21 protein-coding genes are annotated in these 25,459 nt (G+C 66.6%); 10 read left to right on the top strand and 11 right to left on the bottom strand.

What is annotated here, in order from left to right; all coding sequences use genetic code 11:
* Positions 1-144 precede the first annotated feature (144 nt).
* From RBJ77_RS42280 to RBJ77_RS42250, 7 genes are all read left to right on the top strand, one after another.
* Complete coding sequence (locus RBJ77_RS42280; protein WP_372349839.1) at positions 145-915, top strand: phosphatase PAP2 family protein; 771 nt, start codon at positions 145-147, stop codon at positions 913-915.
* Positions 916-1,812: 897 nt separating this feature from the next.
* The gene (locus tag RBJ77_RS42275) at positions 1,813-3,024 is read left to right on the top strand and encodes a CoA transferase (protein ID WP_372349838.1); all 1,212 of its coding nucleotides are present in this window, start codon (positions 1,813-1,815) and stop codon (positions 3,022-3,024) included.
* Between the two features lie 56 nt (positions 3,025-3,080).
* The gene (locus RBJ77_RS42270) at positions 3,081-4,664 is read left to right on the top strand and encodes an acyl-CoA dehydrogenase family protein (protein ID WP_372349837.1); all 1,584 of its coding nucleotides are present in this window, start codon (positions 3,081-3,083) and stop codon (positions 4,662-4,664) included.
* Positions 4,665-4,713: 49 nt separating this feature from the next.
* Positions 4,714-5,502 carry an electron transfer flavoprotein subunit beta gene (locus RBJ77_RS42265; protein WP_372349836.1) on the top strand — a complete coding sequence of 263 codons (789 nt, stop codon included), beginning with the start codon at positions 4,714-4,716 and terminating at the stop codon, positions 5,500-5,502.
* A 24-nt stretch (positions 5,503-5,526) separates the two neighbouring features.
* Positions 5,527-6,489, top strand: a complete 963-nt coding sequence (locus RBJ77_RS42260; RefSeq protein ID WP_372349835.1) for an electron transfer flavoprotein subunit alpha/FixB family protein — start codon at positions 5,527-5,529, stop codon at positions 6,487-6,489.
* An 87-nt stretch (positions 6,490-6,576) separates the two neighbouring features.
* Entirely contained in the window at positions 6,577-7,446 is an 870-nt protein-coding gene (locus tag RBJ77_RS42255; RefSeq protein WP_372349834.1) for a MaoC family dehydratase N-terminal domain-containing protein, read from the top strand.
* Positions 7,443-8,267 (top strand): CoA ester lyase, encoded by an 825-nt coding sequence (locus RBJ77_RS42250; RefSeq protein ID WP_372349833.1) that lies wholly within the window; start codon positions 7,443-7,445, stop codon positions 8,265-8,267. Before RBJ77_RS42255 ends, RBJ77_RS42250 begins: the two co-directional genes overlap by 4 nt.
* A 601-nt stretch (positions 8,268-8,868) precedes the next feature.
* Here RBJ77_RS42250 and RBJ77_RS42245 read toward each other — a convergent pair.
* From RBJ77_RS42245 to fabG, 3 genes are all read right to left on the bottom strand, one after another.
* Positions 8,869-10,026, bottom strand: coding sequence for an acyl-CoA dehydrogenase family protein (locus RBJ77_RS42245; protein ID WP_372349832.1), 1,158 nt, complete (start codon positions 10,024-10,026; stop codon positions 8,869-8,871).
* 309 nt (positions 10,027-10,335) lie between these two features.
* Positions 10,336-11,559, bottom strand: a complete 1,224-nt coding sequence (locus tag RBJ77_RS42240) for an acetyl-CoA C-acetyltransferase (RefSeq protein WP_372349831.1) — start codon at positions 11,557-11,559, stop codon at positions 10,336-10,338.
* A gap of 58 nt (positions 11,560-11,617) precedes the next feature.
* Positions 11,618-12,364: a 3-oxoacyl-ACP reductase FabG gene (gene fabG / locus RBJ77_RS42235; protein ID WP_372349830.1), complete on the bottom strand. Its 747-nt coding sequence runs from the start codon at positions 12,362-12,364 to the stop codon at positions 11,618-11,620.
* Positions 12,365-12,745: 381 nt separating this feature from the next.
* Between fabG and RBJ77_RS42230 the strand changes: the two genes are divergently transcribed.
* Positions 12,746-13,576, top strand: coding sequence for an SDR family oxidoreductase (locus tag RBJ77_RS42230; RefSeq protein WP_372349829.1), 831 nt, complete (start codon positions 12,746-12,748; stop codon positions 13,574-13,576).
* A 48-nt stretch (positions 13,577-13,624) separates the two neighbouring features.
* Entirely contained in the window at positions 13,625-15,070 is a 1,446-nt protein-coding gene (locus tag RBJ77_RS42225) for an aldehyde dehydrogenase (RefSeq protein ID WP_372349828.1), read from the top strand.
* A gap of 777 nt (positions 15,071-15,847) precedes the next feature.
* Here RBJ77_RS42225 and RBJ77_RS42220 read toward each other — a convergent pair.
* The 7 genes from RBJ77_RS42220 to RBJ77_RS42190 form a co-directional block, all read right to left on the bottom strand.
* Positions 15,848-16,606: an SDR family NAD(P)-dependent oxidoreductase gene (locus RBJ77_RS42220; RefSeq protein ID WP_372349827.1), complete on the bottom strand. Its 759-nt coding sequence runs from the start codon at positions 16,604-16,606 to the stop codon at positions 15,848-15,850.
* 79 nt (positions 16,607-16,685) lie between these two features.
* Positions 16,686-17,819 carry a helix-turn-helix domain-containing protein gene (locus tag RBJ77_RS42215; protein ID WP_372349826.1) on the bottom strand — a complete coding sequence of 378 codons (1,134 nt, stop codon included), beginning with the start codon at positions 17,817-17,819 and terminating at the stop codon, positions 16,686-16,688.
* Between the two features lie 16 nt (positions 17,820-17,835).
* On the bottom strand, positions 17,836-18,771 hold the full coding sequence (locus tag RBJ77_RS42210; RefSeq protein ID WP_372349825.1) for an alpha/beta hydrolase: 936 nt from the start codon (positions 18,769-18,771) through the stop codon (positions 17,836-17,838).
* Positions 18,772-19,000: 229 nt separating this feature from the next.
* Entirely contained in the window at positions 19,001-19,663 is a 663-nt protein-coding gene (locus RBJ77_RS42205; protein WP_372349824.1) for a TetR/AcrR family transcriptional regulator, read from the bottom strand.
* An 85-nt stretch (positions 19,664-19,748) separates the two neighbouring features.
* A complete protein-coding gene (locus RBJ77_RS42200; protein ID WP_372349823.1) occupies positions 19,749-20,957 on the bottom strand; it encodes a cytochrome P450 in 1,209 nt (402 codons plus the stop codon).
* Positions 20,954-22,210: an NAD(P)/FAD-dependent oxidoreductase gene (locus tag RBJ77_RS42195; RefSeq protein WP_372349822.1), complete on the bottom strand. Its 1,257-nt coding sequence runs from the start codon at positions 22,208-22,210 to the stop codon at positions 20,954-20,956. The genes RBJ77_RS42200 and RBJ77_RS42195 overlap by 4 nt, the downstream gene beginning before the upstream one ends.
* Positions 22,194-22,391: a ferredoxin gene (locus RBJ77_RS42190; protein WP_372349821.1), complete on the bottom strand. Its 198-nt coding sequence runs from the start codon at positions 22,389-22,391 to the stop codon at positions 22,194-22,196. Before RBJ77_RS42190 ends, RBJ77_RS42195 begins: the two co-directional genes overlap by 17 nt.
* Positions 22,392-22,512: 121 nt before the next feature.
* Between RBJ77_RS42190 and RBJ77_RS42185 the strand changes: the two genes are divergently transcribed.
* Positions 22,513-23,781 carry an SDR family NAD(P)-dependent oxidoreductase gene (locus tag RBJ77_RS42185; RefSeq protein ID WP_372349820.1) on the top strand — a complete coding sequence of 423 codons (1,269 nt, stop codon included), beginning with the start codon at positions 22,513-22,515 and terminating at the stop codon, positions 23,779-23,781.
* A 252-nt stretch (positions 23,782-24,033) separates the two neighbouring features.
* Here the strand turns inward: RBJ77_RS42185 and RBJ77_RS42180 are convergent, their stop codons facing one another.
* The gene (locus RBJ77_RS42180) at positions 24,034-25,089 is read right to left on the bottom strand and encodes a tyrosine-protein phosphatase (RefSeq protein ID WP_372349819.1); all 1,056 of its coding nucleotides are present in this window, start codon (positions 25,087-25,089) and stop codon (positions 24,034-24,036) included.
* Positions 25,090-25,459: the final 370 nt, after the last annotated feature.

Below are 25,459 nucleotides of genomic sequence, written 5' to 3'. Positions count from 1 at the left end.
CTAGCGCCATGAAGAGGGCCCCGCATCAGCGAGGTGCCCTCTTCGTCTGTCTCATCCCAAGGTCAGGATGCGCAGTATCGAAGAACTCTTGGCAGCGAAACCGGAGCGCCGTACGGGTTTAGTGGGCCATATCAGAGTTGCCGGATGTCCTGTCCTTCTCTGGCCGACCGGGATAGGGGTGCGGGAGCCTCCACCCGACCGCCCCTCCCCTTCAGGCGGGCTGTCCCTTCTTCTCGGGCTACTGCTCGTTGTGCTTCCCGCTCTGGTGGGCCTGTTCGTCCGTGCCGACATTGCGCACCCCTCGTTCCAGGGTGTCGACGACATTTGGCTCGGCTGGATGGGAGGTCCGCACCATGGAGTCAACCAAGGGCTGACCGCGGCCTTGGACTGGTGCGGCCGAGGTTACGGAAACCTGATACCCCTGCTTACTGCTGTTGGTCTTCTGGTTGTCGACAGACGCCACAAGGGCTGTTCGTCTATTTGGCGTTGGTCGCGACACACGTAGCGGTGCAGATCTTCAAGCACGTAGTGGATCGGCCACGCCCGGATCACCCCCTGGTCTCGGTCGACCACGGATCGCTTCCGTCTGGCCATGCAGCGTTGATGGCAATGAGTGCCGTGGTGATCGGAGTGGTGTTTGTGCCGCGGCACCCGTGGTCGGCGTGGTGGCCGGTGGGTGTTGCCATGACATTGGCCATGATGTGGAGCCGTACCTGGGTGCACGCCCATTGGCTCTCCGACACCACGGCCGGGGCGATGGTGGGGTGTGGCGCCACGCTATTGGTCTGGTGCGCGTTCGCAAGCAGGTGTGGTGTGTCGGGTCGCGCCGACGCGGCGACCAGGGCCGTCGGGTATCGAGCTGATTGCCGCCCGGACGGTCTGCTCTGTCGGGAGCTACGCCGAGCCGGCCCATAGTGCCGCGTGGTGGCCCGCCCGCGCACGTCGGCCTGCTGCGGCCCCCGTCGGCTGTTCAACGGACGGCCGAGTCGCCGGTGTCGGCGGCTCTCCGGTCAACAGGCGCCAGAAGTAGTTGAGTTGGTCCGGCATGTCGATCGTGTGTTGCGTAAAGCCGTGTTCGGGCAGGTCGGTGCCCGTGAGGGCGTCCTTCTGGTCATGATCGGTCGGCTGCCTCGATGGGTGCGGACACCGACTCCAGCGCCAGTTGCCGCATGTTCAGATTCCTGCGGTAGTGCACGGCCGTCATGAGCCCCCGATCGGTCGACGGAAGGATCCGCGGTGGGCCCCGCGGCGTGCCGTTGCCGCCCCAGTCGCGCACGGAGCGAACTGTCTGGATGGATGGCGCCGGTTGACGGCGGTGTGCAGGTGCTCTATTTTAATAGCTAAATGATTCATTTAATAGAGAGGATCGGGTTCGGGGTGGAAACGAGCAGGCAGACACCCGTCAGTCTGCCCTCTCCCGGAGCGAGTTCGTGTGTACCTCAAGTCGCTTCGCGAACATTCAGGCAGGAGCACTGGCAGCCCGTGCCCTCGTTGCTGAGGTCGCGCGCAGCTGGTCGACGAGGGGTGTGCCCGGCAGCGAACTAGGCGGGGGCTCGACTGGTCGCTGGCCGGTCGGCGCCGATGCCGTGAGCTCCGCTCACTGAAGAACCATCGGTCCGCAGGCATTGCTGCTCGACGGGCAGCTAGAACAGCACGGTTCACGTCGACGACCCGCCAGTACGCCGACCCGAGTGTGGAGGAACGTGAGAACGGAGAACGGCCATGGGGATTAGTCGTCGACACGACGTCGATGCCACGGTCCGAGTGGAGAGCGAAGCTTCGGCATCTGAACGGGCTCAGCCGTTGCAGGGCATGCGGATCGTCGAGATCTCCAGTTATGTGGCGAGCCCGCTGTGTGGGATGACCCTGGCCCAACTGGGGGCCGACGTGATCCGCGTGGAACCGGTCGGCGGTGCTGTCGACCGCTCGCGATGGCCCGTGGCGGACAACGGGACGAGTCTGTACTGGTCGAGCCTCAACAAAGGGAAGCGCGCTGTGGAGGTGGACCTGTCCAGCGAGCACGGACGTCGGCTCGTCGGGGACCTGATCGTCTCCGGTGGGAGCCGCGGCGGCATAGTGGTCAGTAACTCGGGACGCCTCGCCGGTCTGAACTACGAGACGCTTCGCGAACGTCGTTCCGACGTGATCCACGTGTTGCTTAACGGTGCCAGGGATGGGGGCACGGCGGTGGACTACACCGTTCAGGCGGCCACCGGCTTCCCCATGCTCACCGGTCCGGAGGGCATGGCCGGGGCCGTGAACAACCCACTGCCTACCTGGGATGTCGCCGCCGGACTGTATCTGGCGGTCGGGCTGCTGGCTGCGGAACGGCATCGACTGCTGACGGGGGAAGGGCAGCAGGTCCGCGTCGCACTCGAAGACGTGGCTCTGGCCACAGCCGGCAATTTGGGCTACCTGGCCGAGGCTCAGCTCAGCAGCTCACCGAGGGAGCGCGGCGGCAACGATGTCTTCGGATCGTTCGGCCGCGACTTCACCACGGCCGACGGGCAGCGGTTGATGGTCGTGGCACTCACCGTTCGACACTGGCGCGAGCTGGTGGAGGTCGCCGGTCTCACCGAGGTCGTCGCTGCGCTGGCGTCCGCGCTCCGTGTCGACTTCGAGGAAGAGAGCGAGCGCTACCGGCACCGCAGACTCCTCGGCGGTCTGCTTGCGGGCTGGTTCGAGTCGCATTCCCTCGCCCAGGCAGAGGCGGCTCTGCGCGCCACCCGTGTGCTGTGGGCGAGGTACCGCAGCTTCAGCGACTTCGCCGCCGACCGTGCCCGTCTGCTCCGGGAGAATCCGCTCATGTCGGAAGTGCGCCAGCCCGGCGTAGGTACCTATTGGGCCCCGGGGTCACCCCTGGTGATGGGCGGGCGGCAGTCAGTGCCGGAACCGGCGCCGCTGGTGGGCCAGCACACAGATGCATTGCTGAGAGCCGAACTCGGGCTGTCCCAGGACGACCTCGCTGTGCTGCGGAAGAGCGGTGTGATCGGCACCCGTGAAGACGAGTGGCCGGTGGCCTGACCTGTAACCAGTCTTGAAAATAAGGAAGTTGATGACCAATGGCACCACCCGTAGGCATGTCCGCCCTCGACCGGACAAGGGCCATAGTTGAGACGCTCCAGACCGTTGTCGCCGAAGCCGCCGCGCATTTGGCCGCTTGGTCGGGCCCGGAGGATCAGGTTGTGACCTACGACCTGGCAGCCATGTCGTCGGCCGTCGCTGCGGCGAAGGAACTGTACGCCTACAGTGCCGAGAACGAGGCTGAGGCGGAACTGGCACTCCTTTACGCCGCTGAAGTGGCTGCGGACCTCGCCGGTCGAACGGCTGGTAGGGAGAGCTTCTGGGGCCTGGACGCAACAGCACTGGACGGCATCGCCGATGAGGTCGCCGCAGGGCGGGATCCGCAACTGGCCGACCGGGTGGCCTCTCGGGTGCTCGCCACCGGAGAGGCCGGCCCCCGGCACCTCTCCGACGAGTTGCAGATGGTGCGCTCCGCCTTCCGCCGGTTCGCCGAGGATCGTGTCTTCCCTGTGGCCGAGACCATCCACCGGGAAGACCAGGACATCCCCGACGCGATCGTCGACGGGCTCGCAGGGATGGGGTGTTTCGGGCTGTCCGTCCCGGTCGAGTACGGCGGCAGTGCCGAAGGCGGCGAAGACGAGTTGCTGAGCATGGTGGTGGTGACCGAGGAGCTCTCCCGCGCGTCCCTCGGCGCCGCTGGCTCCCTCGTCACCCGTCCCGAGATCATCGGCACCGCGATAGTCCGCGGTGGTTCGGAAGAACAGAAGCGGCGGTGGCTTCCGGCCATCGCCGCGGGTGAGAAACTCTGCGGTGTCGCTGTGACCGAGCCCGACCACGGATCGGATGTCGCCGGCATCACCACTCACGCTGTACGGGACGGCGACGACTGGGTTCTGAGCGGTGTCAAGACCTGGTGCACCTTCGCGGGCCGTGCGAACTACCTCCTGGTACTTGCCCGTACGGACGAGGATCGCGCAGCGGGTCACCGGGGGCTATCGCTCTTTGTCGTCGAAAAGCCGTCATTCCTCGGGCACGAATGGAGCGTCGACCAAGAGGGTGGCGGGACCGTCGAAGGACGCGCCATCCGCACCCTCGGCTACCGGGGCATGCACTCCTACGAGGTCCGGTTCGACCGGTGGCGCGTCTCTGCCACAGATCTGATCGGCATGGACGAGGGCCTGGGGCGCGGCTTCTATCTCCAGATGCAGGCGTTCGCCAATGCTCGGCTGCAGACTGCCGCCCGAGCCGTCGGCGTCATGCAGTCGGCACTCGAACGTGCAGTGGACTACGCGCAGCAGCGCTCGGTCTTCGCCCGACCGCTTGCCGATTACCAGCTCACGCGCACAAAGATCGCGAAGATGGCCGCCCTGGTCGCTGCCTGCCGCGCTTTCGCCTTCTCGGCAGCCCGCGCCGTGACCGCCAGCGGCGGTCAGTTGGAAGCCGCGCAGGTCAAGCAACTCGCCTGCCGCGCAGCCGAATGGGTCACTCGGGAGGCTCAGCAACTGCATGGAGGCTACGGGTATGCAGAGGAATACGCCGTCTCGCGGCTGTTCGTCGACGCCAGAGTGCTCTCCATCTTCGAAGGCGCCGACGAGGTCCTTGCGCTGCGCGTCATCGCTCGCCAATTGATGAAGTCTTGATCGCCCACCGTCTCATGCGAAAGAGAAGCTCTCAGACAGGAGCAGTGTTGTGAGCATGCGCATCGTTGTCACCGTGAAGTACGTGCCGGACGCCACGGGCGACCGGGGTTTCGCCGATGACCTGACCGTGGACCGTGACGATGTCGACGGTCTGCTGTCGGAGCTGGACGAGTACGCGGTGGAGCAGGCACTCCAAATTTCCGAGAACTCGGACGACGACGTGGAGATCACCGTGTTGACGGTGGGTCCCGAGGACGCCAAGGACGCGCTGCGCAAGGCGCTGTCGATGGGCGCCGACAAGGCGATCCATGTGGAGGACGACGACCTGCACGGCACCGACGCGATCGGTACCTCGCTGGTGTTGGCGAAGGCGATCGAGAAGGCCGGCTACGACCTGGTGGTCTCCGGCATGGCCTCGACCGACGGCACCGCGGGCATCGTCCCGGCGCTGGTGGCCGAGCGGCTGGGTGTGCCGCAGGTGACGCTGCTGTCCGAGGTCGTGGTGGCCGACGGCAAGGTGACCGGGCGCCGTGACGGCGACACCGCCTCCGAGCAGCTCGAGGCGTCCCTGCCGGCAGTGGTGTCGGTGACGGACCAGTCGGGCGAGGCCCGCTACCCGTCGTTCAAGGGGATCATGGCGGCGAAGAAGAAGCCGGTCGAGGCGTGGGACCTGGAGGACCTGGACCTGGAGGCCGAGCTGGTGGGTCTGGAGGGTGCCTGGACGAAGGTCGCTGCCGCGGACGAGCGTCCGGCGCGCACCGCGGGCACGATCGTCAAGGACGAGGGTGAGGGCGGCAAGCAGCTCGCCGAATTCCTCACGGGCCAGAAGTTCATCTGAGACAGCGGAAGTTGGAGAACAGTCATGGCTGAAGTTCTGGTCTTTGTCGACCACGTGGACGGTGCCGTCCGCAAGCCCACCCTGGAGCTGCTGACGCTGGCCCGCCGCATCGGTGACCCGGTAGCGGTCGCGCTGGGCAACGGCGCCGCCGTCACCACCGCGCAGCTCGCTGCGCACGGCGCGACCCGCATCCTTACGCATGAGGCGCCCGAGTACGCCGACTATTTGGTCGTGCCGAAGGTCGACGCGCTCCAGGCCGCCGTTGAGGCCGTCTCGCCGGCCGCCGTGCTGGTGCCGTCCTCCGCGGAGGGCAAGGAGATCGCCGCCCGCCTGGCGCTGCGCATCGGCTCCGGCGTCATCACCGACGCCGTCGACCTGGAGGCCGGTGACGGCGCCCCGGTGGCGACCCAGTCGGCGTTCGCCGCCTCCTACACCACCAAGTCCACCGTGAGCACGGGAACGCCGGTCATCACCGTCAAGCCCAACTCCGCTGCCGTGGAGGCGGAGCCGGTTTGGGGCGAGGTTGAACCCCTCGCGGTGTCCTTCTCGGAACTGGCCACGGGCACGAAGGTCACTTCGCGCACTCCGCGCGAGTCGACGGGCCGTCCGGACCTGACCGAGGCCGCGATCGTGGTCTCCGGCGGCCGCGGCGTCAACGGGGCCGAGAACTTCTCGGTCATCGAGGCGCTCGCCGACTCCCTGGGGGCAGCCGTGGGTGCCTCGCGGGCCGCGGTGGACGCGGGCTGGTACCCGCACTCCAACCAGGTCGGCCAGACCGGCAAGTCGGTGTCGCCGCAGCTGTACATCGCCAACGGCATCTCGGGTGCGATCCAGCACCGGGCCGGTATGCAGACCTCGAAGACGATTGTGGCGGTTAACAAGGACGCCGAAGCGCCGATCTTCGACTTGGTCGACTACGGCGTCGTCGGCGACCTGTTCGACGTCGTGCCCCAGCTCACCGAAGAGGTCAAGACCCGCAAGGGCTGACCCGAAGGCGTCAACGCCTCGGCTGCCAGTCGCCGACTGGCAGCCGAGGCGTTGACGCGGGTAGTCGCCAGGATGACAGGAGAGCCAATGGACATGCCCAGGAGTGCGTTGGGCCCGCACGTGGAATCGTGGCACCCCGACGCGGTCGCTGACACGGACGAACTGACCCCTGAGCCGGTCGCAGCGATGTCGGCGCTGTTCGGCGAGCACGAAGCGGTCGCGATGGCCGGCGACCGCCTGCCCCCTTTGTGGCACTGGCTGTACTTCCTGCGGTGGCCAGCACAGCAGGATCTCGGGGATGACGGACATCCTCGGCACGGCCCATTCCTGCCGCCCATTCCCGACCGGCAACGCATGTTCGCCGGGGGCCGCTGCCAGATCATCGAGCCGCTGCGGCTCGGTGAGCGGGTTCGGCGAGTCAGCAGCCTGAATACGGTGACGGTCAAGCAAGGTAAGACCGGTGAACTGCTATTCGTAACCGTGCGCAGTGAGTACGGCCATAACGGCCGTATCTGTCTGGTTGAGGAGCAGGACATCGTTTACCGATCTGGGCGAAGTACGGACCGGTACATGCCGGACCTGCACACCACCATGCCCCCTCGGTCCGACGAGCCCCTGCAACTGCCTCTGCGACCGGACCCCACGCTGCTGTTCCGCTTCAGCGCCCTCACGGCGAACGCGCACCGTATTCACTATGACGCTCCATACGCCCAGATGGAGGAGGGCTATCCGGGGCTTGTCGTCCACGGGCCGCTGCTCGTGCTCGCGATGCTGGAACTGGTCCGTCGCAACGCCCCCGACCGCTGTGTGCGATCACTGTCCTATCGGCTGCGGCGCCCGGCGTTCCTTGGAGAGCACCTGCTGGCCTCCGGGAGGCAGGCCGACGGCCGAGCGACTATGCGCGTCGGTTCGGACCGTGAGCTGCAACATGCCACGGCCGAGGTGGTGTTCGCGTGACGGTGTCCAGGAGCCGGATCGAAACCGCGTGCAGTCTCCTGTTCGTGCCGGGCGACCGGCCCGATAGATTCACCAAGGCCGCCGCCTCGGGGGCCGACCTGATCATCATCGATCTTGAGGACGCAGTAGCCGAGCCGGACAAACACGATGCGAGAGAGAACGCGGCCGAATGGCTCGCCAAGGGGGCCGACGCGCTGATCCGGATCAATCCGCCCGGTACTCCGGAAAGCGATCGCGACGCCGAGATGGCGGCACGCTGGGCCGCGCCTGTCATGGTCCCGAAGTCCGAGGACCCTGCGGCACTGTCGGATCTGGTCTGCCGTTCGGGCGGCAGGAGCCTGCTGGTTCCGTTGATCGAGACTGCCGTCGGCGTGGAGCGGGCGATGGAGGTCTGCGCCACGGTCGGTGCCGTGCGAGCGGCCTTCGGCAACGTTGATCTCGCCGGCCATCTCGGCGTCGCGCACGACGACCACCTGGCACTGGCCTACGCGCGCTCCAAACTTGTCTGCGCGTCGGCAGCGGCGGGCATGTGCCCACCGGTCGACGGCGTTTCTACGGGAGTCAGGGACACGGCTGCGCTCACCGCGGACCTCGTGCATGCCCGGAGGCTGGGCTTTACCGGCAAACTGTGCATCCACCCCGCCCAGGTCGCCTCGGTCGCCGCCCACTTCGCCCCCTCCGAGGCGGAAGTGGCGTGGGCTCGCTCCGTTCTCGCCGTTGGAGAGTCCGTCACGGTGGTCGACGGACACATGGTTGACAAGCCGATGCTGGAACGTGCCCGGCGCATCCGCGACGTCGTTCTACGTTCCGCGGAGGGGTAGACAGACGGCTGCCTGCCGATGGGCCCAACGTCAGCGAGAGCGGGCAGCATCGCGACCGGGTGACCCGACAGGCTCACAGCTTGGGTTCCGCATGTGCTCCAGCCTGGCTGCGGACCACGCCTGCCCCAAGGCATGCCCATGGCGAGGGAACAAGAAGGTGGCCGGAGCCATGGCGTCTGCACGGCCGCGCACGGCGGGTAACGAGACCGGTGGACTCGATACCCGCCACGGCCAAGGACCACCGTTCAGAAGTTCACCCCACAGACGCACAGCGGTGCCTAGACCGGAAGGCGTCGGCACAGGCAGCTTCGACGACATCGTCCACGCGGCCGACCCTGTCGCGCACGTCGCGGCGTCTGGGTCTCCGGTTCCGCATAGGGGAGGCCAGGGTGGCCTTCGTGGTGCCGGATGGGGATCAGGCCTTGGACGTCGTCGCGTCTTCTCGGCTGGGAGCGGACGCAGTCCGTCAACTACAAAGTCCCGCCCGCGTTGTTCCCGTCATGGTACTGACGCGCAGCGTGAGCATGACGATGCTCAATATCGTCCTTTGGGAACAAGCGGGCGGGCGCGTGGTGCCTGGCTGCCTCAAAAGCGGGAGGGGTCAGGCGTTCGCCGCCTCGCCCAGGAGCGACTTGGCGATGATGACCTGCTGGATCTGACTGGTGCCCTCGTAGATACGGAACAGGCGGGCATCACGGTAGAAGCGTTCGACCGGCACCCCGCGCATGTACCCGGCGCCACCGTGGATCTGCACAGCCTTGTCGGCGACCCGACACACCATCTCGCTGGTGAAGTATTTGGTACAGGACGGGCCGACCTTGGTGTCGCTGCCCGTGTCGAAGGAGCGGGCAGCTTCCAGCACGGTGGCCCGGCCGACGTAGGCATCCGTCTTGGCGTCAGCTATCAGCCCCTGGACGAGCTGGAACGAGCCGATCGGCTTGCCGGACTGCTTCCGAGTTCTCGCGTACTCCACCGATTCGTCCACCAAGCGCTCGGCCATGCCGACGCACAGCGCCGAGATGTGCACCCGACCATGAGCAAGGCAGCCCATCGCGGTCTTGAAGCCCTGATTCAGGCCCGCTTCCTCGCCGACCAGGGCGTTGGCCGGGACACGAACCTCATCGAAGTACACATCCGCCGTCCAGGCGCCGGACTGGCCCATCTTGTGGTCCTTGGCAGCCACAGTCAGACCCGGCGTGTCAGCCGGGACTAGGAACGTGGAGATCCCGCGCGTGGGGGGTGCATCGGCGTCTGTACGGGCGAAGACCATGAAGACGTCGGCGAGGGGGGCGTTCGTAATGTAGCGCTTGGCACCGTTGATCACCCAGGTGTCGCCGTCCCGGTGGGCTCGGGTGGTGAGAGTGGACGGGTCAGAACCTGCATCGGGCTCGGTGAGCGCGAAAGAGGCCAGTACCTCCCCAGAGGCGATCCGGGGCAGCCATTGCGACTTCTGCTCCTCGGTGCCCCCCACCATCAGCACGTGTCCCGCGATGCCGTTGTTGGTGCCGAACATCGACCGAAGCGACGGCGTCGTGTAGCCGAGCTCGAACATCAACTGGACCTCCTCGTACGCCGACAGCCCGAGGCCTCCGTATTCCTCAGGCAGCGCGAAGCCGAACAGGCCCATCTTCTTGGCCGCCTCACGGATTTCGGCCGGCATCTCGTCCTTCTCATCGATTTCCGCTTCCAGCGGTACGACTCGTTCTCGGACGAAGCGCCGGACCTCGGCCAGCACGGTGGTGAAGTCAGCGGCGTCCATGTCGACTCCCTTGTTTCTTCGCGTTGTTGATAGTGGTAAGCAGCGCAGAGTCACGGCTCGACGGGCCGGCAGCTGTGGCCCCGGGAGATAGGCCCGAGGCTTGGTCCCTGAGGCGCATTGTTGGAGTGGCTTCGACCGCCTTGGACGCGCAGTCCTCGGCGTAGGCCTCCCCATGTGAATTTCCATGCTGCAGAGGTACCCGGGGCGGCGCCTGGTCTGACCAGGCGGTAGTGGTGAACAGAGGCCGCCATAGGCGAGCAGTCTGTGCTCGTGAAGGTGTGGTGCGGCCCGGCCTGTTCCGATCGTGTGTCAGCCGACGCGCTCGAAGACAGCTGCCAGCCCCTGCCCACCGCCGAGACACATGGTCTCCAGCCCGAACCGTGCTTCCCGGCGTTCGAGTTCGCGGAGCAGAGTGGCCAGGATGCGGGCGCCGGTGGCACCGACCGGGTGACCGAGTGAGATGCCGGAGCCGTTGACGTTGATCCGCTCGAAGTCCTTTGTGGTCAGGCCCCATTCCCGGGTGCAGGCCAGGACTTGTGCTGCGAAGGCCTCGTTGAGCTCGATGAGGTCCATGTCGTCGAGTGTGAGTCCGGCGCGCTGGAGGGCGAGCGCGGTGGCCGGTACCGGGCCGATCCCCATGGTCTGCGGCGGCACCCCCGCGACCGCCCAGGACACCAGACGGCCGAGTGGCCGCAATCCCAGTTCTGCGGCGCGCTCCGGATGCGTCACCACGCAAAGCGCCGCGCCGTCGTTCTGACCGCTGGCATTACCGGCAGTCACCGTGGCCTGCGGGTCCTGGCGGCCGAGTACGGGGCGCAGAGCGGCCAGCTTCTCCAGCGACGAGTCGTCGCGCGGGTGTTCGTCGGTGTCGATCACTGTCTCGCCCTTACGGGTGCGGACAGCGACAGGAACGATCTCGTCCGCGAAGAGTCCCTTTCTCTGTGCGGCGACCGCCTTCTCGTGAGAGCTCAGCGCCAGTTCATCCTGCTCCTGCCGGGAGATGCTGTACTCCCGTCGCAAGTTCTCGGCGGTCTCCACCATGCCGCCCGGCACCGGATGGTTCTCCCCGCCAGAAGTGACCCGGCCCCGGGCCAGACGGTCGTGCAGCGTGGTGCCGGCGCCACGCACACCCCAGCGCACACCTGTGGAATAGAACTCGGCCTGGCTCATGGACTCCACGCCGCCGGCCAGGATCAGATCGCCGGCGCCTGTCTGGACCTGCATGGCGGCGTTGATCACTGCTTGCAGGCCCGAACCGCAGCGTCGGTCGATCTGCAGTCCGGGCACGTCCACGGGCAGGCCGGCGTCGAGCGCGGCGACCCGTCCGATCGCCGGGGCTTCCCCATTGGGATAGCACTGGCCCATCTGTACGTCGTTCACGGCCGTGGGAGGGATGCCAGTGCGGTCGAGCAGGGCCCGCACTACCGTTGCCGCGAGTCTGGCTGCGGGGACATCCCGGAAGGCGCCCCCGTACCCACCGACGGGAGTTCGCACCGGCTCGCAGATGACGGCTTCTCGGAAGTGGCTGGGCATGTGTCGGCTCTCGTTTCTGATCGTGGATCAAGCCCTGAGTTTGCGTGCGCGCCGAGGCCTACATGTATCGGCCGCCGGTCACCTCGATTACCGCTCCAGTGAGATAACTCGCCATCGGAGAGGCGAGAAACAGGACTACCTGCGCGACCTCTGCGGGTTCGCCGGCGCGCCCCATAGGGATCTCGGCGAGTTTGCTGTCCCAGGCCCCCTTGGGCATGGCTTCGGTCATCGCTGTGCGAATGAGCCCCGGCTGGACGGCGTTCACTCGGACACCTGCCTTCGCGAGTTCCTTCGCCGACGCTTTGGTGAGCCCGACCATGCCGGCCTTGGCGGCGCTGTAGTTGGTCTGCCCGAAGTTGCCGACCTTCCCCGAGATCGATGAGATGTTGACGATGCTGCCGCCGCCGTTCTCCCGCATCACCTCTGCCGCGTGCCGGGTGCCGTTCCAGGCGCCCGTCAGGTGTACGTCGAGGACCGAGCGGAAGTTGTCCACGGGCATCTTGCGCATCGTCGCGTCTCGGGTGAATCCAGCGTTGTTCACCATGATCGAGACTGGCTGGAAGCGTTCACTGCAGCTGGCGACGAGCGTGGCCATGTCGTCCTCGGAGGTGACGTCGCAGCGCATTCCTGCGGCCTCTGTTCCTGGTTCCTTGCGTAGCTTGAGAGCGGCTTCTTCAGCCGCAACACCGTCGATGTCGCCGATCATGACCGCCGCGCCTGCCGCGCCGAGGGCGCGGGCTATCTCGTAACCGATGCCTTGCGCCGCTCCGGTGATCACCGCGCTGCGACCGGTCAGCAGTCCCATGTCAGCTCCTGGAGAACGAGTCCAACGTATCGCTTAAATAGATAACCTATTATGCTCTACGATTCAATGGGTTGTTCGGTAGTGACAGACGGGCAGCTAACGAGTGTTAGCGTGCGGGCGGGGTGGTGTTGATCGCGGCAGAAGGAGCGCGTGCATCGTGCTCCAGGTCGTCTTGCTGCGCTTCCTCGGGCATGTACTGGCCCTGCGCCTCGCTCGCCCAGTCGATTCGACGGGTGACGTATCTGGAGCGCCTCGATCTGATCCGGAGATCTGCCGATAGTGACGCTCGGTTTGGCCTCCGTGGTCCCGGAGGTCGGCGAGGGCGCCGCTAGCCGCCTCAGTCAACGACCCACACCAGGACAGCTAAAGGGGAAGACGGCTATGAACATTGACTACGAGGGCAAGACGGCCGCCGTCACGGGCGCGGCATCCGGGATGGGCCGGGAGGTGGCGCGACTCGTCCGTGAACTGGGCGGCACCGTATACGCCTTGGACTTGAACCAGTCCAAGGACCCCGTGGACGGCTTCATCGAAGTGAACCTGGCTGACAAGGCGTCGATCGACTCCGCGGTCAAGGCCCTTCCTGACCGGATCGATTCCGTCTTCGCCTGTGCGGGTGTCGCCGGAAAAAACATGACGCCGCTGTCGGTGGCTACCATCAACTTCGTGGGGCATCGGCACCTGGTCGAGTCGCTCGTACCGCGGATGGGTGAGGGATCGTCCATCGCGCTCATTGCTTCGATGGGTGGCATGGGCTGGATCGCCAACATCCCGGCCGTCATGGGCCTGTTGCAGACGGACGGCTTCGACGCCGCCATTCATTATCTCGAGCAGCACGTGGACGACGCCGCTGTGCTCGGTGGTTCCACGCCCGGCAACAACCGCGGCTACACCTTCTCCAAGGAAGCCACGATCCTCTACGCCAAGTACCGTTCGTGGACCCTCGCGCAGCGGCGCATCCGCATCAACACCATCAGTCCGGGTTCTACGACGACGCCCATGCTCTCGCAGTTCGGATCCGACCCGCAGGTCGGTGCGCGCAGCGTCTCCCCGATCGGTAACTCGTCGTCACCGCGGGACCAGGCCAAGGCCCTCGCCTACCTCAACAGCGACACTGCCTCCTACATCAGCGGTGCCGACCTCTGTGTCGACTACGGCTTCTCCGGAGGCATCTACACCGGGCAGGGGCAGCTGAGCGAGACAGGTAACTGACCAACTGCCATCGGTGCTGCCGACCAATGACAGATCAAGGAGAGCGACATGAACCAACCGACCCTGCTGCCACCCGGAGGCTTGCTCATCGGTGAGCGGTTGATAACCGACGCCAGTGGTGGCGTCATCAAGCACGTGAACCCCACGACGGGCAAGCCGCAGGCTGACCTGGCTCTGGCCGGGGAACAGGAGGTAGACCAGGCGGTCGCCGCGGCCCGGAGTGGGTACCGCGCATGGTGGGCCATGTCCGCTCCGGCCCGGCGGGACGCGCTCCACCGCCTCATCGTGCTGGTCGAGGAGCACAGCGACGAACTCACGCGGATCGGCGCCCTCGAGAGCGGTGTTCCGGTGGCAGGTGGCACAGGGCTGGCGCTCGAGTGGATGCGGTACTACGCCGGCTGGGCGGACAAGCTCGACGGAGAGACCGTCCCGATTCAGGGCGGCCTGGACTACGTCCTGCCGGAGCCGTACGGCGTGATCGGCGTGATCATCCCCTGGAACTCGCCCCTGACCGCGTGCGCCATGACGGTGATCCCCGCGCTCGCGGCCGGAAACGCGGTGGTACTCAAGCCGCCGGAGCTGGCGCCGTTCGCCGCGATCCGGCTGGGGCAGCTGGCGCTGCGGGCCGGCCTTCCGGCCGGTACGCTGACCGTCATTCCTGGCGACGGGCGGGCGGGCGACGCGCTGGTGCGGCACCCTGAGGTAGCGAAGGTCAGCTTCACCGGCGGGGGATCGACGGCGCAGAAGGTCATCGAGGCGACCGCCCCGATGACGAAGCCGCTGATGCTGGAACTCGGCGGCAAGTCCGCCAACATCGTCTTCTCCGACGCGAACCTGGACGCTGCCGTGCCGCTGGCCGCGCAACAGGCTTTCAGCCTGACCGGACAGGGCTGCTGCCTGCCCACGCGCCTCATTGTCCACGATGACGTCTACGACGAGGTGATCCGACGGCTGGTACAGGTCACCGAACAGCTCCAGGTCGGCGATCCATTGGAGGCGACCACCGCGATCGGGCCCGTCATCAACGCGGGAGCCTGCGAGCGTATCCTCGGCGTGATCGACCGGGCCGCAACGCAGCGGGAAGGCACGATCGTCGCTGGTGGCAAGCGGATGGGTGGCGCCCTCGCCGACGGCTATTTCATCCAGCCCACCGTCTTTGGTGACGTACTCCCCGACAGCGAGCTGTCGCAGAAGGAGGTCTTCGGACCAGTACTGGCGGTCAGCCGCTTCCGCACGGAGGAGCAGGCGATCGACATAGCCAACGGCACCGCCTTCGGGCTGGCGGCATACGTGCACACGAACGATCTGGGGCGTGCGCACCGTCTGGCGTCCCGCCTCGAGGCAGGAAATGTTTCGGTCAACGGGTTCTACGGAATGACGCCGAACGCTCCCTTCGGTGGCTACAAGGCCAGCGGGTTTGGTCGCACCGGAGGCAGAGTCGGGCTCACCGAATTCCTTCAGCAGAAGAACGTCTATATCAACCTTTCGGAATGAGGGCGAAGCCGTACGGCGGCGCGAGTAGGGCGACAAAACGGGGAGAAAGCGTGAAGCCCCGGCAGTCCGTCAGACGCCGAGTGAACCGGTAGCCGAGGTTTCTTCGGGCGCCGGCGGAGTGTGATCCCTCACGAGGTCGGTATCGCCCCACTGGGTATCTGCCGTCGTTTTGACAGCAAGGAAGCCCTGATCGTTGCCGCCATCGAGGCGGTCTCCAGAAAACGTTCGCTGAAATGCGACGGCGGACGGGGGTTTCCACTGTTGTTTTTGCCACGGACTGTAGACGGATCGACAGCGTGCCGTCGCCGAGGAAATTGCGCACTTACCTGTGCCGCGATCGCAGCGAACGTCCCCGATCTCCTGAGGGCGGCTTGCCCTGCGAGAGCACCGTAGTCTCGCCCGAAGCGGACGCCGCGTTGCACAGCTGTTCGGCGTTGCTGTGTGCTGTGAAGTCGCACCGAGCATGGGGGATACTTATTTGAACTCGGTGTCGGGCGTCTCGGTCACCCCGATCACGGAGAACGTAGTGGGGTTGTAGGGCGGCCGTCTGGGCAGTGGCATCCATGCTCCGACACCAGGCGGTGTAGCCCGGCAATGTGGCGCAGTTGCCGACGGGGAGAAGGGGCCGCCATTCCTCGAGGCCGCCTGAACCTGAGCCGTATTGCAACGACCGAAGATCCCTGCCGTCGAGTGGTGGCAGGGATCTTCGGTCGTTGGCAGTATCCGTGCGGCGAGGGACGCCATCAGACCAGGGGCGAGGGTATGGATCGCCGGAGACTACTCGGGGCTGGCCAACAGGGTGCCGCCGTCGACCTCGAGGACGACGCCCGTGGTGAACGACGACTGCTGCGACAGCAGGAACGCCACGCTCGCGGCGATCTCCTCGGGGGCGGCCATCCGATTCATGGGCACCAGGCGCTTCCAGGCGTCTTGCTGTTCCTGGGGGAACGACGCGACCGCGGCGGTCGCCACCGTACCCGGGGCGATGCCGTTGACTCGGATGGCCTTGTCCGCGTAGTCCAGGGCTGCGGTCTTGGTGAGGCCGACGACTGCATGCTTGGTCGCGACGTACGCGCCCAGGCCGGGAAGCGCCTTCAGGCCGACACCAGACGCCAGGTTCACGATGGAGCCGCCGCCGTTGGCGAGGAAGTGCTTGACCTCCGCACGCAGGCACAGAACCATGCTGCGCAGGTTGAGGGCGTAGTTGCGGTCCCAGATCTCCAACGGGATCTCGTGCAGCGGGGTCGGGTGGTGCCCGAAGCCGGCGTTGTTGACGGCCAAGTGTAGTCCGCCGTACGTCTCGACCGCGTAGTCGACCAGGTCGTTGACCTTTTCCTCGTCGGTCACGTCGGTGAGGTGGAAGGATGCGGTGCCGCCTGCGGCCACGATCTCCGAGACCACTCGCTCACCGTTGGCCTGGTCGATGTCGGCGACCACGACCGCCACGCCTTCAGCCGCGAGGCGCTTGGCGGATGCCTCACCGATACCGGATGCGGCACCGGTCACCACGGCTACCTGGTCCTTTTCGAACAGCATGAACTCATCTCCTGGTTCGTACAGCCGGTCTTCATCGGCCGACTGCCATCATACTCCTCAACCGGGCGTAAATGCCCGGTTAAGCGTCGTGGGTGGGTGGTTTCTTGCCTGGACCCTTCTCGAAGCGATCTCCCTCGACCGGAGGGTCATCGCTGTGCGCGATGCGCCAGAAGAGGACGGCGACAGACGCGCGCTGGCGGCCGCCGGGTCGGGTGAGGGGGTAGCCGAGCTCGGTTCCGAGCAGGTTGAGGCGCTCCTGAAGCGTCGAATGGTGGACGTGCAGCACGGCTGCGGCCTGCCGCAGGCTTGCCTGGTCGGGTACGGCCTGGAGGGTGTCCACTGCCCAGGGGCGAGCTGCGATCAGTTCATCCAGCCGGCGTACGTCCGGGAGGGAGACCGCATTGCTTGGTGCGATGCGTTCGGCGACGGCGGCGAGGATACCGAGGTCCTCATAGCGGACCCATGATGAGCCGGGTCTATCGGGGCGGTCGGTCAGGCGCAGCGCGGTGCGGGCTTGTTGCAGGGCATCAGGCCGTTGCATCGCGTCCTGCGCTCGTGCCGTTCCGGCCCGCAGGCCGTTCTGTGGAGGCTGCGTCCCAGGGTTGAGGGTGACGACGTGATTGCCGATGCGTGTGGTGTAGGGGGCGGAAGGTTGCGCGGCGTGACTGACAGTGACCGTCGCGGGCCCGGTGAGGCCCAACCTTGCGATGGCACCCCGTCGGTCGTCCGGGGAGGTGTTTGGGTCGCACGCGATGCGCAGGGCCTCGTCGACCGACCGATGGGCCGACGCGGCGGTAAGTGCCTGGACGGCGCGGGCGACGCGCTCCAGGATAAGTGTGTCGAGGTGTCGGGGCGCATTGGGCCGTTCGAGCCAGACGGTGGTGCCCGGCCGCCCGGGAACCACCGTCCGGCTCCAGGTGTGCTCGCTGCCCTCCGGCAGCGAGCGTCCCTCCTGGTCATAGCGGCGGGTGAGCCCGCGGCCGGCGTCATGGAGGCCGGCCGGGCAGCCGGCCAGCGCGGCGGCCGCCCTGATCACCGCCGCTACGGGAACGGATTCCTCGACGAGGCTGTCGAAATGCTCGATGACCCGCAGAGCTCCGGCCGTCTCGTCGTCCGAGAGCTCCAACTGTGCGATGAGATCTCGCGCCCATACCTCCTGCGTCGTCCGCGCTGTTGACCTGTCGGCGAGGGCCATCGGCAGGCGCGCGATCACCCGGGACCTGTTGAGGTCACTCCTCCAGCGCCCGGCGGAAGAACTCGTCGCGAGTCGCGTTCGAGGCTCGGGAGATCGCCGTGTGCGCGGCCACCATGTCGAAGCCGTGGAATCCTCCGCCCCACATGTGCAGGTCGACGCTGATACCGGCCTCCGACAGGCGCTGCGCGTATGCGATGGCCTCGTCGCGGAATGTCTCAGTGGAGCCGACATCGACGTAGGTGCGCGGCAGCCCGGTCAGGTCCTCGGCGCGCGCGGGTGCTGCATAGATCGAGACATCGTCCGTGCCGCGGCGGTCTCCCAGCAGCGCAGTCCAGTGGAACACATTGTCGTTGCGGTCGCAGATGCCCTCGCCGTCCAGCATGCGAGCGCTGTGCGACTGAAAGCAGTCGTCGAACATGGGGCATACCAGGACCTGGTGGGTGAACTCGGGGAATCCGCGGTCGCGCGCGAGTGGAGCGGTTCCGGCTGCGAGGCCGCCCCCGGCACTGGCCCCGGTGACGATCAGGCGCTGCGGGTTAATACCGAGCTCTTCCGCGTTCCGGGCCACCCATGCCAGTCCGGTATAGCAGTCTTCGACCGGGGCGGGGTCCGGGTTCTCAGGAGCCAGCCGGTACTCGACCGACACGACGACGGCATTGCCCTCGGCAACGTACGGCAGCAGGGTGTGTACACCCGCATGGCGGTAACCTGTCACCATGCCGCCGCCGTGGATGTGGTAAATGCCGGCCTTGGGGCCGCGGTCATCCACAGGGCTCAGGATCAGCAGGGTGACATCGGGTGCGTTCTGCGGTCCCGGGATCAGTCGCTCCTCGACGCGCACCTTGCCGCCGGCGGTCAGGTCCGGGGCCTTGGTTCCGGGTACTCCTCCGAATCCCGGCTGCCGGAATTCCGGTAGCGTCTCCGCTGACAGGCGCGGCAGCGCCTTGCGTACCGCTTCTTCGACCGGCACGAGTTCGGGTCGAACGGCGGCCTCGTCGTGACGGCGCCGAGGTCATCCGTGGTGTGGCTCGCCATTGGTTTCTCCATATTGGGCGGGAGAGTTACTCAATGAAGCCTCCAGCATGGAAGGCCTGGCGGTAACCCGCCAACGGCGGATTTGTTCGGTTCTGCCCCCGCATATGGCGGACGTGGCAGACGCTCGTGTTCTTTCGCCCAACGGTGGCTGCCGTTCGCGCGGGTCAGGTGGGTTTCTTGCTGCTGGCGAGCAGTGCTCCGAGCATGTCGAAGTGGGCATCGATCGCACGCCGGAGAACCTCTTCGTCCGATGTGTGCGCGATGAGAGCGAGCATGAGGTTTCCGTGTACGGCAGACCAGATGTTGATGGCGGCCTGTGCGGAGTCACCCGGCACCGCGAATCCGCCCTTCTGGCATTCTTCGACCAGGTTATGCCAGCGACGGTTAAGCCGTCCGAGGTAGTTCGGCAGAGGGTGTTCTGGCTGCCAATTGTCGGGATGGGTCGCGAACATCATGCGGGCCAGGCCGCGCCGCCGGTAAAGGAACACGCAGTATGCGATGGCTTGATTGTGTAGACGGTCGAAAGAGTTACCGTCGAAGTCAGCGTCCGCTCGGTCCATCTCCGCCAGCAACTCCAAGAATCCTGCTTCTACGGCCGCGGCGACCAACGCTTCCTTGCTGTCGAAATGCCGGTAGATGCTGGGGGTGGCGATACCGACTTCTCGGGCGATCTCCCTGAGTGAGTACGCGAGACGCGGCAGTTTGTATTCATCGCCTGCCATACGCTCCACTGCGTCGAGGAGCCGGGCGCGGACGCTGCCGGATTCCGTGCTGCTGTCTGCCGGCGCCCCACGTGTTCCGGTCGTACGCGGCTGATGGCTGGTCATGACTTCACGATACCTTTACCTTTCCGGCCTCCGGCCCCGCGGTGCGCGAGGCCGGAGGCCGGAAGGCGAGATGATCGGACGTGGCTCACCAGGTGACGTAGAGGTGTTCCAAACCGTAGATCACGGCGGTGGTGCGGTAGTCGTCCGGTGCGACGGGCCGGGCCAGGCGCAGTCCGGGAATGCGTTCGAAGAGCTGAGGCAGCGCGACCTGGAGCTCGACGCGGGCAAGGTTCTGGCCCAGGCACTGGTGGCCCCCGAAACCGAACGCCACGTGGTTGCGGGCGGCTCGGGTCAGGTCGAGGTCACCCGCGGGGGAGTTGTCGCGGTCGAAGACGGTCGAGTCGAAGTTGGCCGCGTTGAGCGAGGCGATGATGCCCTCGCCCTTCTTGACCGGGCAGCCACCGACCTCGGCGTCCTGGGCGACCACGCGTCGGGGCTCGCCCTGGTTGACGGTGAGGAAGCGCAGCAGCTCCTCGACGGAGCCCGCCGGGTCCTTGTGCAGTTGCTCGATCTGCTCAGGGAACTCCAGCAGAGCCTGGACGGAGAGCCCGATCATGTTGGCAGTGGTGTCCTGGCCGCCGGCGAAGAGCACGAGGAGGATGGTCTTCGCCGTGTCCAGGTCGATGTCGCCGGTGTCGAGGTGCTCGTGGACGAGTCGGCTGACGATGTCGTCCTTGCGGTCGGCGCGCTTCTCTGCGATGACCCGGTCGAACATCTCGTTCATCTCACCGTGGGCCTGCCGCTTCTTCTCTCCGGAGGCGGCGTAGTCCGTAGTGATCAGGATGTGTTCGGCGAAGGCGACCCGGTCCGCGTCGGAGAGGCCCATCATCTCGCAGATGATCCGGGCGGGGATCTGGTGTGCGAAGTGCTCGACCAGGTCCACCGGCCCGTCCTTGCCGCGGACCAACAGGTCGTCGATCAGCTCGTCGGTGATCTCCCTGACCCGGTCGCGGAGCGCCTCGACGCGCTTGACGCTGAACTCGCGGGTGAGGATGCGCCGGTCGTGGGCGTGTTCCGGGTCGTCCTTGCGCATGAGCGCGTTGGACTCGTGCTCCCGCTGGCCGGCGTGCGAGAGAGGGAAGCCGTCCATCGTGATGTCGGAGCTGAAGCTCTCGGCGTCGCCGAGGACCGCGCGGACGTCGGCATAGCTGGTGGCGAGCCAGGCCTGTTCGCCGTTCCACTGGTCGACCTTGTGCAGGCCGCCCTCTTCCCGGAATCGGGTGTAGGCCTCGGGCGGCGCGTAGGGGCAGGTGCGGGGGTAAGGGAAGACCGGCTTGTCCGTGGGGGTGGTCATGAGGGTGTGTTTTCCTTCCAAGGGGAGTGCTTGACGACGGCGGGACGCCAGCCGCGCAGCTGGCGGGGCATGCCCACGCAGAGTGCGCTCTGTACGAGGCCGTCGCGCAGGGTCAGTCCGACGAAGCGGTTGTCGGTGAGGGACCCTTCGACGACCACGAACTCGTCGTCACTGCCCGCGATGCCGTAGGCCTGGTACTTCAGGCCGTATTGGTCGGACCAGAAGTAGGGGACCGACGCCGGGGGCGTGAAGTCGGGGTCGAGGATTGACTTCGCTACGGCCCGGCCCTGCTCGGAGGCGTTCAGCCGGTGTTCGTACCGGTGGTTCTCCCCGGTGGCCTGGTTGTACCAGGCGGCGACGTCCCCGGCTGCCCAGACGCCGGGGGCTGCCATGCCTCGGGCGTCGCACAGCACACCACCGGATCCGGTGGCCGGCTCGCGGGCGCCGATGGCGATTTGGGTGTCGGTCAGCCAGTCGACGGACGGGTTGGCGCCGATGGCGACGAGCACGGAATCGGCGGGCAGCACGGTGCCGTCCGCGAGTTCGACGGACGTGACCTGTCCCGCCTTGGAGTGCACCTGCTTGACCGGGGGCGACGACAGACGCATGTCCACGCCGCGCTCCTGGTGCAGAGCGGCCAGCCAGTGGCCGACGGGCTCGGGCACCACACGGGCCATCGGCCTCGGGAGCGGGTCGACGACCGTGACCTGCATGCCGATGTCGCGGGCTACCGCGGCTGCTTCCACCCCGAGCACGCCTGCGCCGATGACGACCAAGCGGCCGTCCGCACGGAGGCCGGCGCGCAGGCCGAGCGCGTCGTCGAGATCACGCAGGACGTGCACCCCGGCGATGCCTTCGGTGCCGGGCAGCCTACGAGCGCGCACGCCGGTGGCTATGACCAGGGCGTCGTAGGAGACCCGCTGATCGCCGGCAAGCACAACCTGCCTCTGGGCTGTATCCAGGCCAGTGGCCCGGACACCCAGGCGCAGGTCGACGTTGAGCTTCTCCAGTTCCGTCTTCTCGCGCAGGATGAGCCGCTCGGTCTCCCACTCGCCGGTCAGCAACTGCTTGGAAAGTGGCGGCCGGTCGTAGGGCAGATGCGACTCGTCACCGATCAGGACCAGTTCGCCTCCGAAGCCCTGGGTGCGGGCCGCTTCGACCACCGCGAGTCCAGCGGCCGAAGCGCCGACCACGACGATGCGCTGGGGCGAGACCGCGGTCGACGCGGCATCAGGCTCAGTCTTCGTGGACATGGATGCACGCTGCCGGGCAGATCTGGGCGGCTTCGCGGACCGCGTCGTACTGGGCGGGGCCGGGAGTGTCGTCCAGTACGACGACGATGCCGTCCTCGTCGCGCTGGTCGAACACCTCAGGTGCTGCCAACACGCACTGTCCACCCGCGCAGCATTTGTCCTCTTCCACGGTGATCTTCACGGTAATCAGTCCTTCCTGGGGTTGTTGATTGCCGTCGAGGCCGACGCTAACACTTGTAAGCGGATGTGGATAACGAATGTTAGCGTTCGAGGGACAGGACAAGCCAAACCAAGGAGCAGACATGGGAGTCGACTTCACGGGCCGGGTCGCCGTCATCACCGGCGCGGGCAATGGGCTGGGGGCCGCCTACGCGAAGAAGCTGGCCGCCCTGGGGGCGGCAGTGGTCGTCAACGACCTCGGCAGCCGTGTCGACGGCACGGCCGACGGCAGCAATCCCGCTGAGAACGTCGCGGCGGACATCCGCGTGGCCGGAGGGCGGGCGGTCGCCAACAACGACAGCGTCGCCACGCCCGACGGCGGAAAAGCGATCATCGACACGGCGGTGAAGGAGTTCGGCCGTCTCGACATCGTGATCCACAACGCCGGGAATCGGCGCAACAAGCCTATCGAGGAGATCACCCCCGAGGACCTCGACTCTGTCCTCGCCGTGCACCTCAAGGGCGCTATGTACGTCGCCCAGCCGGCCTTCGGGGTCATGAAGGAGCAGGGCTACGGCCGACTGCTGTTCACCGGCTCGTCTGCCGGTCTCTTCGGCAACGCCGGTCAGCTCACCTACGCCGCGGCCAAGGCGGGTGTCCTGGGTCTCTCCCACTCGCTGGCCATCGAGGGCGCGGCCCACGGGATCAAGGCCAATGTCCTGCTCCCCATGGCCGGTACGCCCCGCGCCCTGTCCGGCATGTCCGCGCAGGCCACCGCGGCCATCGGTGGCGAGCAGACCAGCAGCAACTCGGACACTGACCTGGTCGGCTCGCTCGTCGTCTATCTCGTCAGCGAAGAGTGCGCGCTCAGCCACGAGATCATGGCGAGCGCAGGGGGGCGCTACTACAGCGCGTTCATCGGCACCACGGAAGGCTGGCGGCGAGCGGGCGACGCGGTGCCCTCGCCCGACGACGTGGCGGCCCACCTCGACATCATCCGCTCCCGCGACGGCTACCAGGTGCCCTCCTCGCTCGGCGACGACGTCGCGGCGAGCATGGGCGGCGGTGTTGCTCCGCAGTCGACCCGCACCCCAGTCGAGGCTGCGGCCGGCTACTTCAAAGCAGTGCTGAGTCAGGACGTCGACGCCCTCCACTCGCTGTTCACCCCCGACGCCGTGATAGACGTCCCCGGCAGCAAGGTGACCGGCAACGACGCGATCGCCGACTTCTACCGGGAGGTTTTCGCGCAGAGCACCCCCCAGCCGACCCCCGGCCCGCTGCTGGCCCAGGGCAACCGGGTCTCGGTACAGATCGCCCTGCACAGGGGTGGCAAGGACTACCGGATGGCGGACTTCTTCACGGTCACCCCTGAGGGGCGCATCTCCGAGATGGTCGCCTACCAGGCTGACTGAGGCGCCCGCCACTGAAGCGGATCTGACCACCCTTCGTTCCAGCGCCCCTGGAACGAAGGGTGGTCAGGTCCGCTTGCTTGCGTGCAAGCCCAGAACCAGGAGCGTTCACGACTCCGGTGATGGCCTCGGGGCGGGACAAGCCTGCCGGTTGCCGGTGCGTCGGGTGGCCAGGCTCGCCACACTTGGCAACGCAGTGAGCAATCCCATGTTCGGATGACGAGCTCGTGCACGTGGTCGAGGACGCGTCCGTTGTCAGCCGACCAGAAGCTGCTTGCGCAGGTGGCGAAGGTCAAGGGCGGTCAGCCTCAGCCCCTGGCTGAGGTAGCGGTCGAACGAGCCGTACCTTGCCACCGCCTCGTCGAAGCCGGCTCTCAGGTAGTCCGGGCGGACTCCGAGGAAGATCTCGTAGATCGGCCGCTGCTCCTCGGGAAGGCGAGCCAGCTCCGCGGCGTTCGTGGCGGCGAGGTAGGTGTTGCTGAGCAAGTAGTCGCGCATGACAGCGTCTCTTGGTACGCCGAGCGCGGTCAGAATGGCGGCGCTGGCCCAGCCGGTCCTGGCTTTGCCAGCGGTGCAGTGGTAGAGCAGGTCGGCCGTCTTCTTGTCGGCGACTGCCGCGAGTAGTTGGTGGTACGCGGTGCGGCCGCTGTCGGACGAGACCGAAACCTCCGCTCCCTGGATCATGAGCTGTGCGGCTTGCTCCGGATTCTCGACGGAGAGGTCTGGGTCGAAGTCTCCCAGTACATCCGCCGGTACAGCCGTTGTCCCTGCGGGCAGCCGGTCAGGTTCGGTGGCCCGTTCTTTGGGCGTGCGCAGATCGAAGACGGTACGGATGCCGAGTCGCCGGAGTTTCGCCGTATCGGCGTCCGTGAGCGTGCTCAGGGCGCCGGAGCGGTACAGCACGCCCATGCGGACCCAGCGCCCCTCGGTGGTGCGGTAGCCGCCCGCGTCCCGGAAGTTCGGAGCGGAAGCCAGGTGGAGAGAGCGGTCGGCGAGAGTCAGGGACTCGCCATGATCGGGAACAAGTTCGAACCACCAGCGGTCGGCCTCCCCGAGCCCCCGGACGGTGACGGTTGCATGTCCTGCTCCGCGGGCGACGGGGCGGCGGTGGGAAATGTGTTCCTTGGCCGTTCCTGCATACACCTGAACGTGCCGTATGCGCGGTGAGTCCCAAGAGAGAGTGAAGGTGTCGTCATCGTTCTGCGTGACCTCGGCGGCAGTGAACGGGATCGACTGTGCAGTCGGCCGCTGGGGCTGGACGACGTGTGTGTTGGCGGCGGCGGCACTGCCGGTGAGCAGTGCGCCGGTCATGGCGATGGTGCTGAGGCAGGCGATACCAATCCTGAACGTAGACGGGGGCACTGAGAACTCCTGACGGTCGGAGATGTCATGAAGGTCGTGTTCGGAACATGGGCGCCAAAGAGTTGAATTATTATGTGCAAGCGGGCTTGTTGCAAGAGTGTCGAACTGGCGGCTCTGGCTCTGGTTGAGGAAGGTGCTCCCCGCTACCTGCGACGAGGATGAGTGCATTCTGTCGCTGTTCATCCGGGGGCTGTGTCCGTGGGTGTCGCCCGGGCGCGTAGTGGCTGAGGGGCGGTGGTGTGTTTGCCGGGACTTCTTTACGGGTGCAAGTTAGGTGACAGTTGCTAATAAATACCGGGAGGCAGGCGTGCCAGAGGGC

Origin of the sequence: Streptomyces sp. KL116D (genome assembly GCF_030766975.1) — a bacterium.
GTDB classification, from domain to species: domain Bacteria; phylum Actinomycetota; class Actinomycetes; order Streptomycetales; family Streptomycetaceae; genus Streptomyces; species Streptomyces longispororuber_A.
Note: the sequence above shows the minus strand (reverse complement) of the source record. Positions and strands in the feature narration are given on the sequence as shown.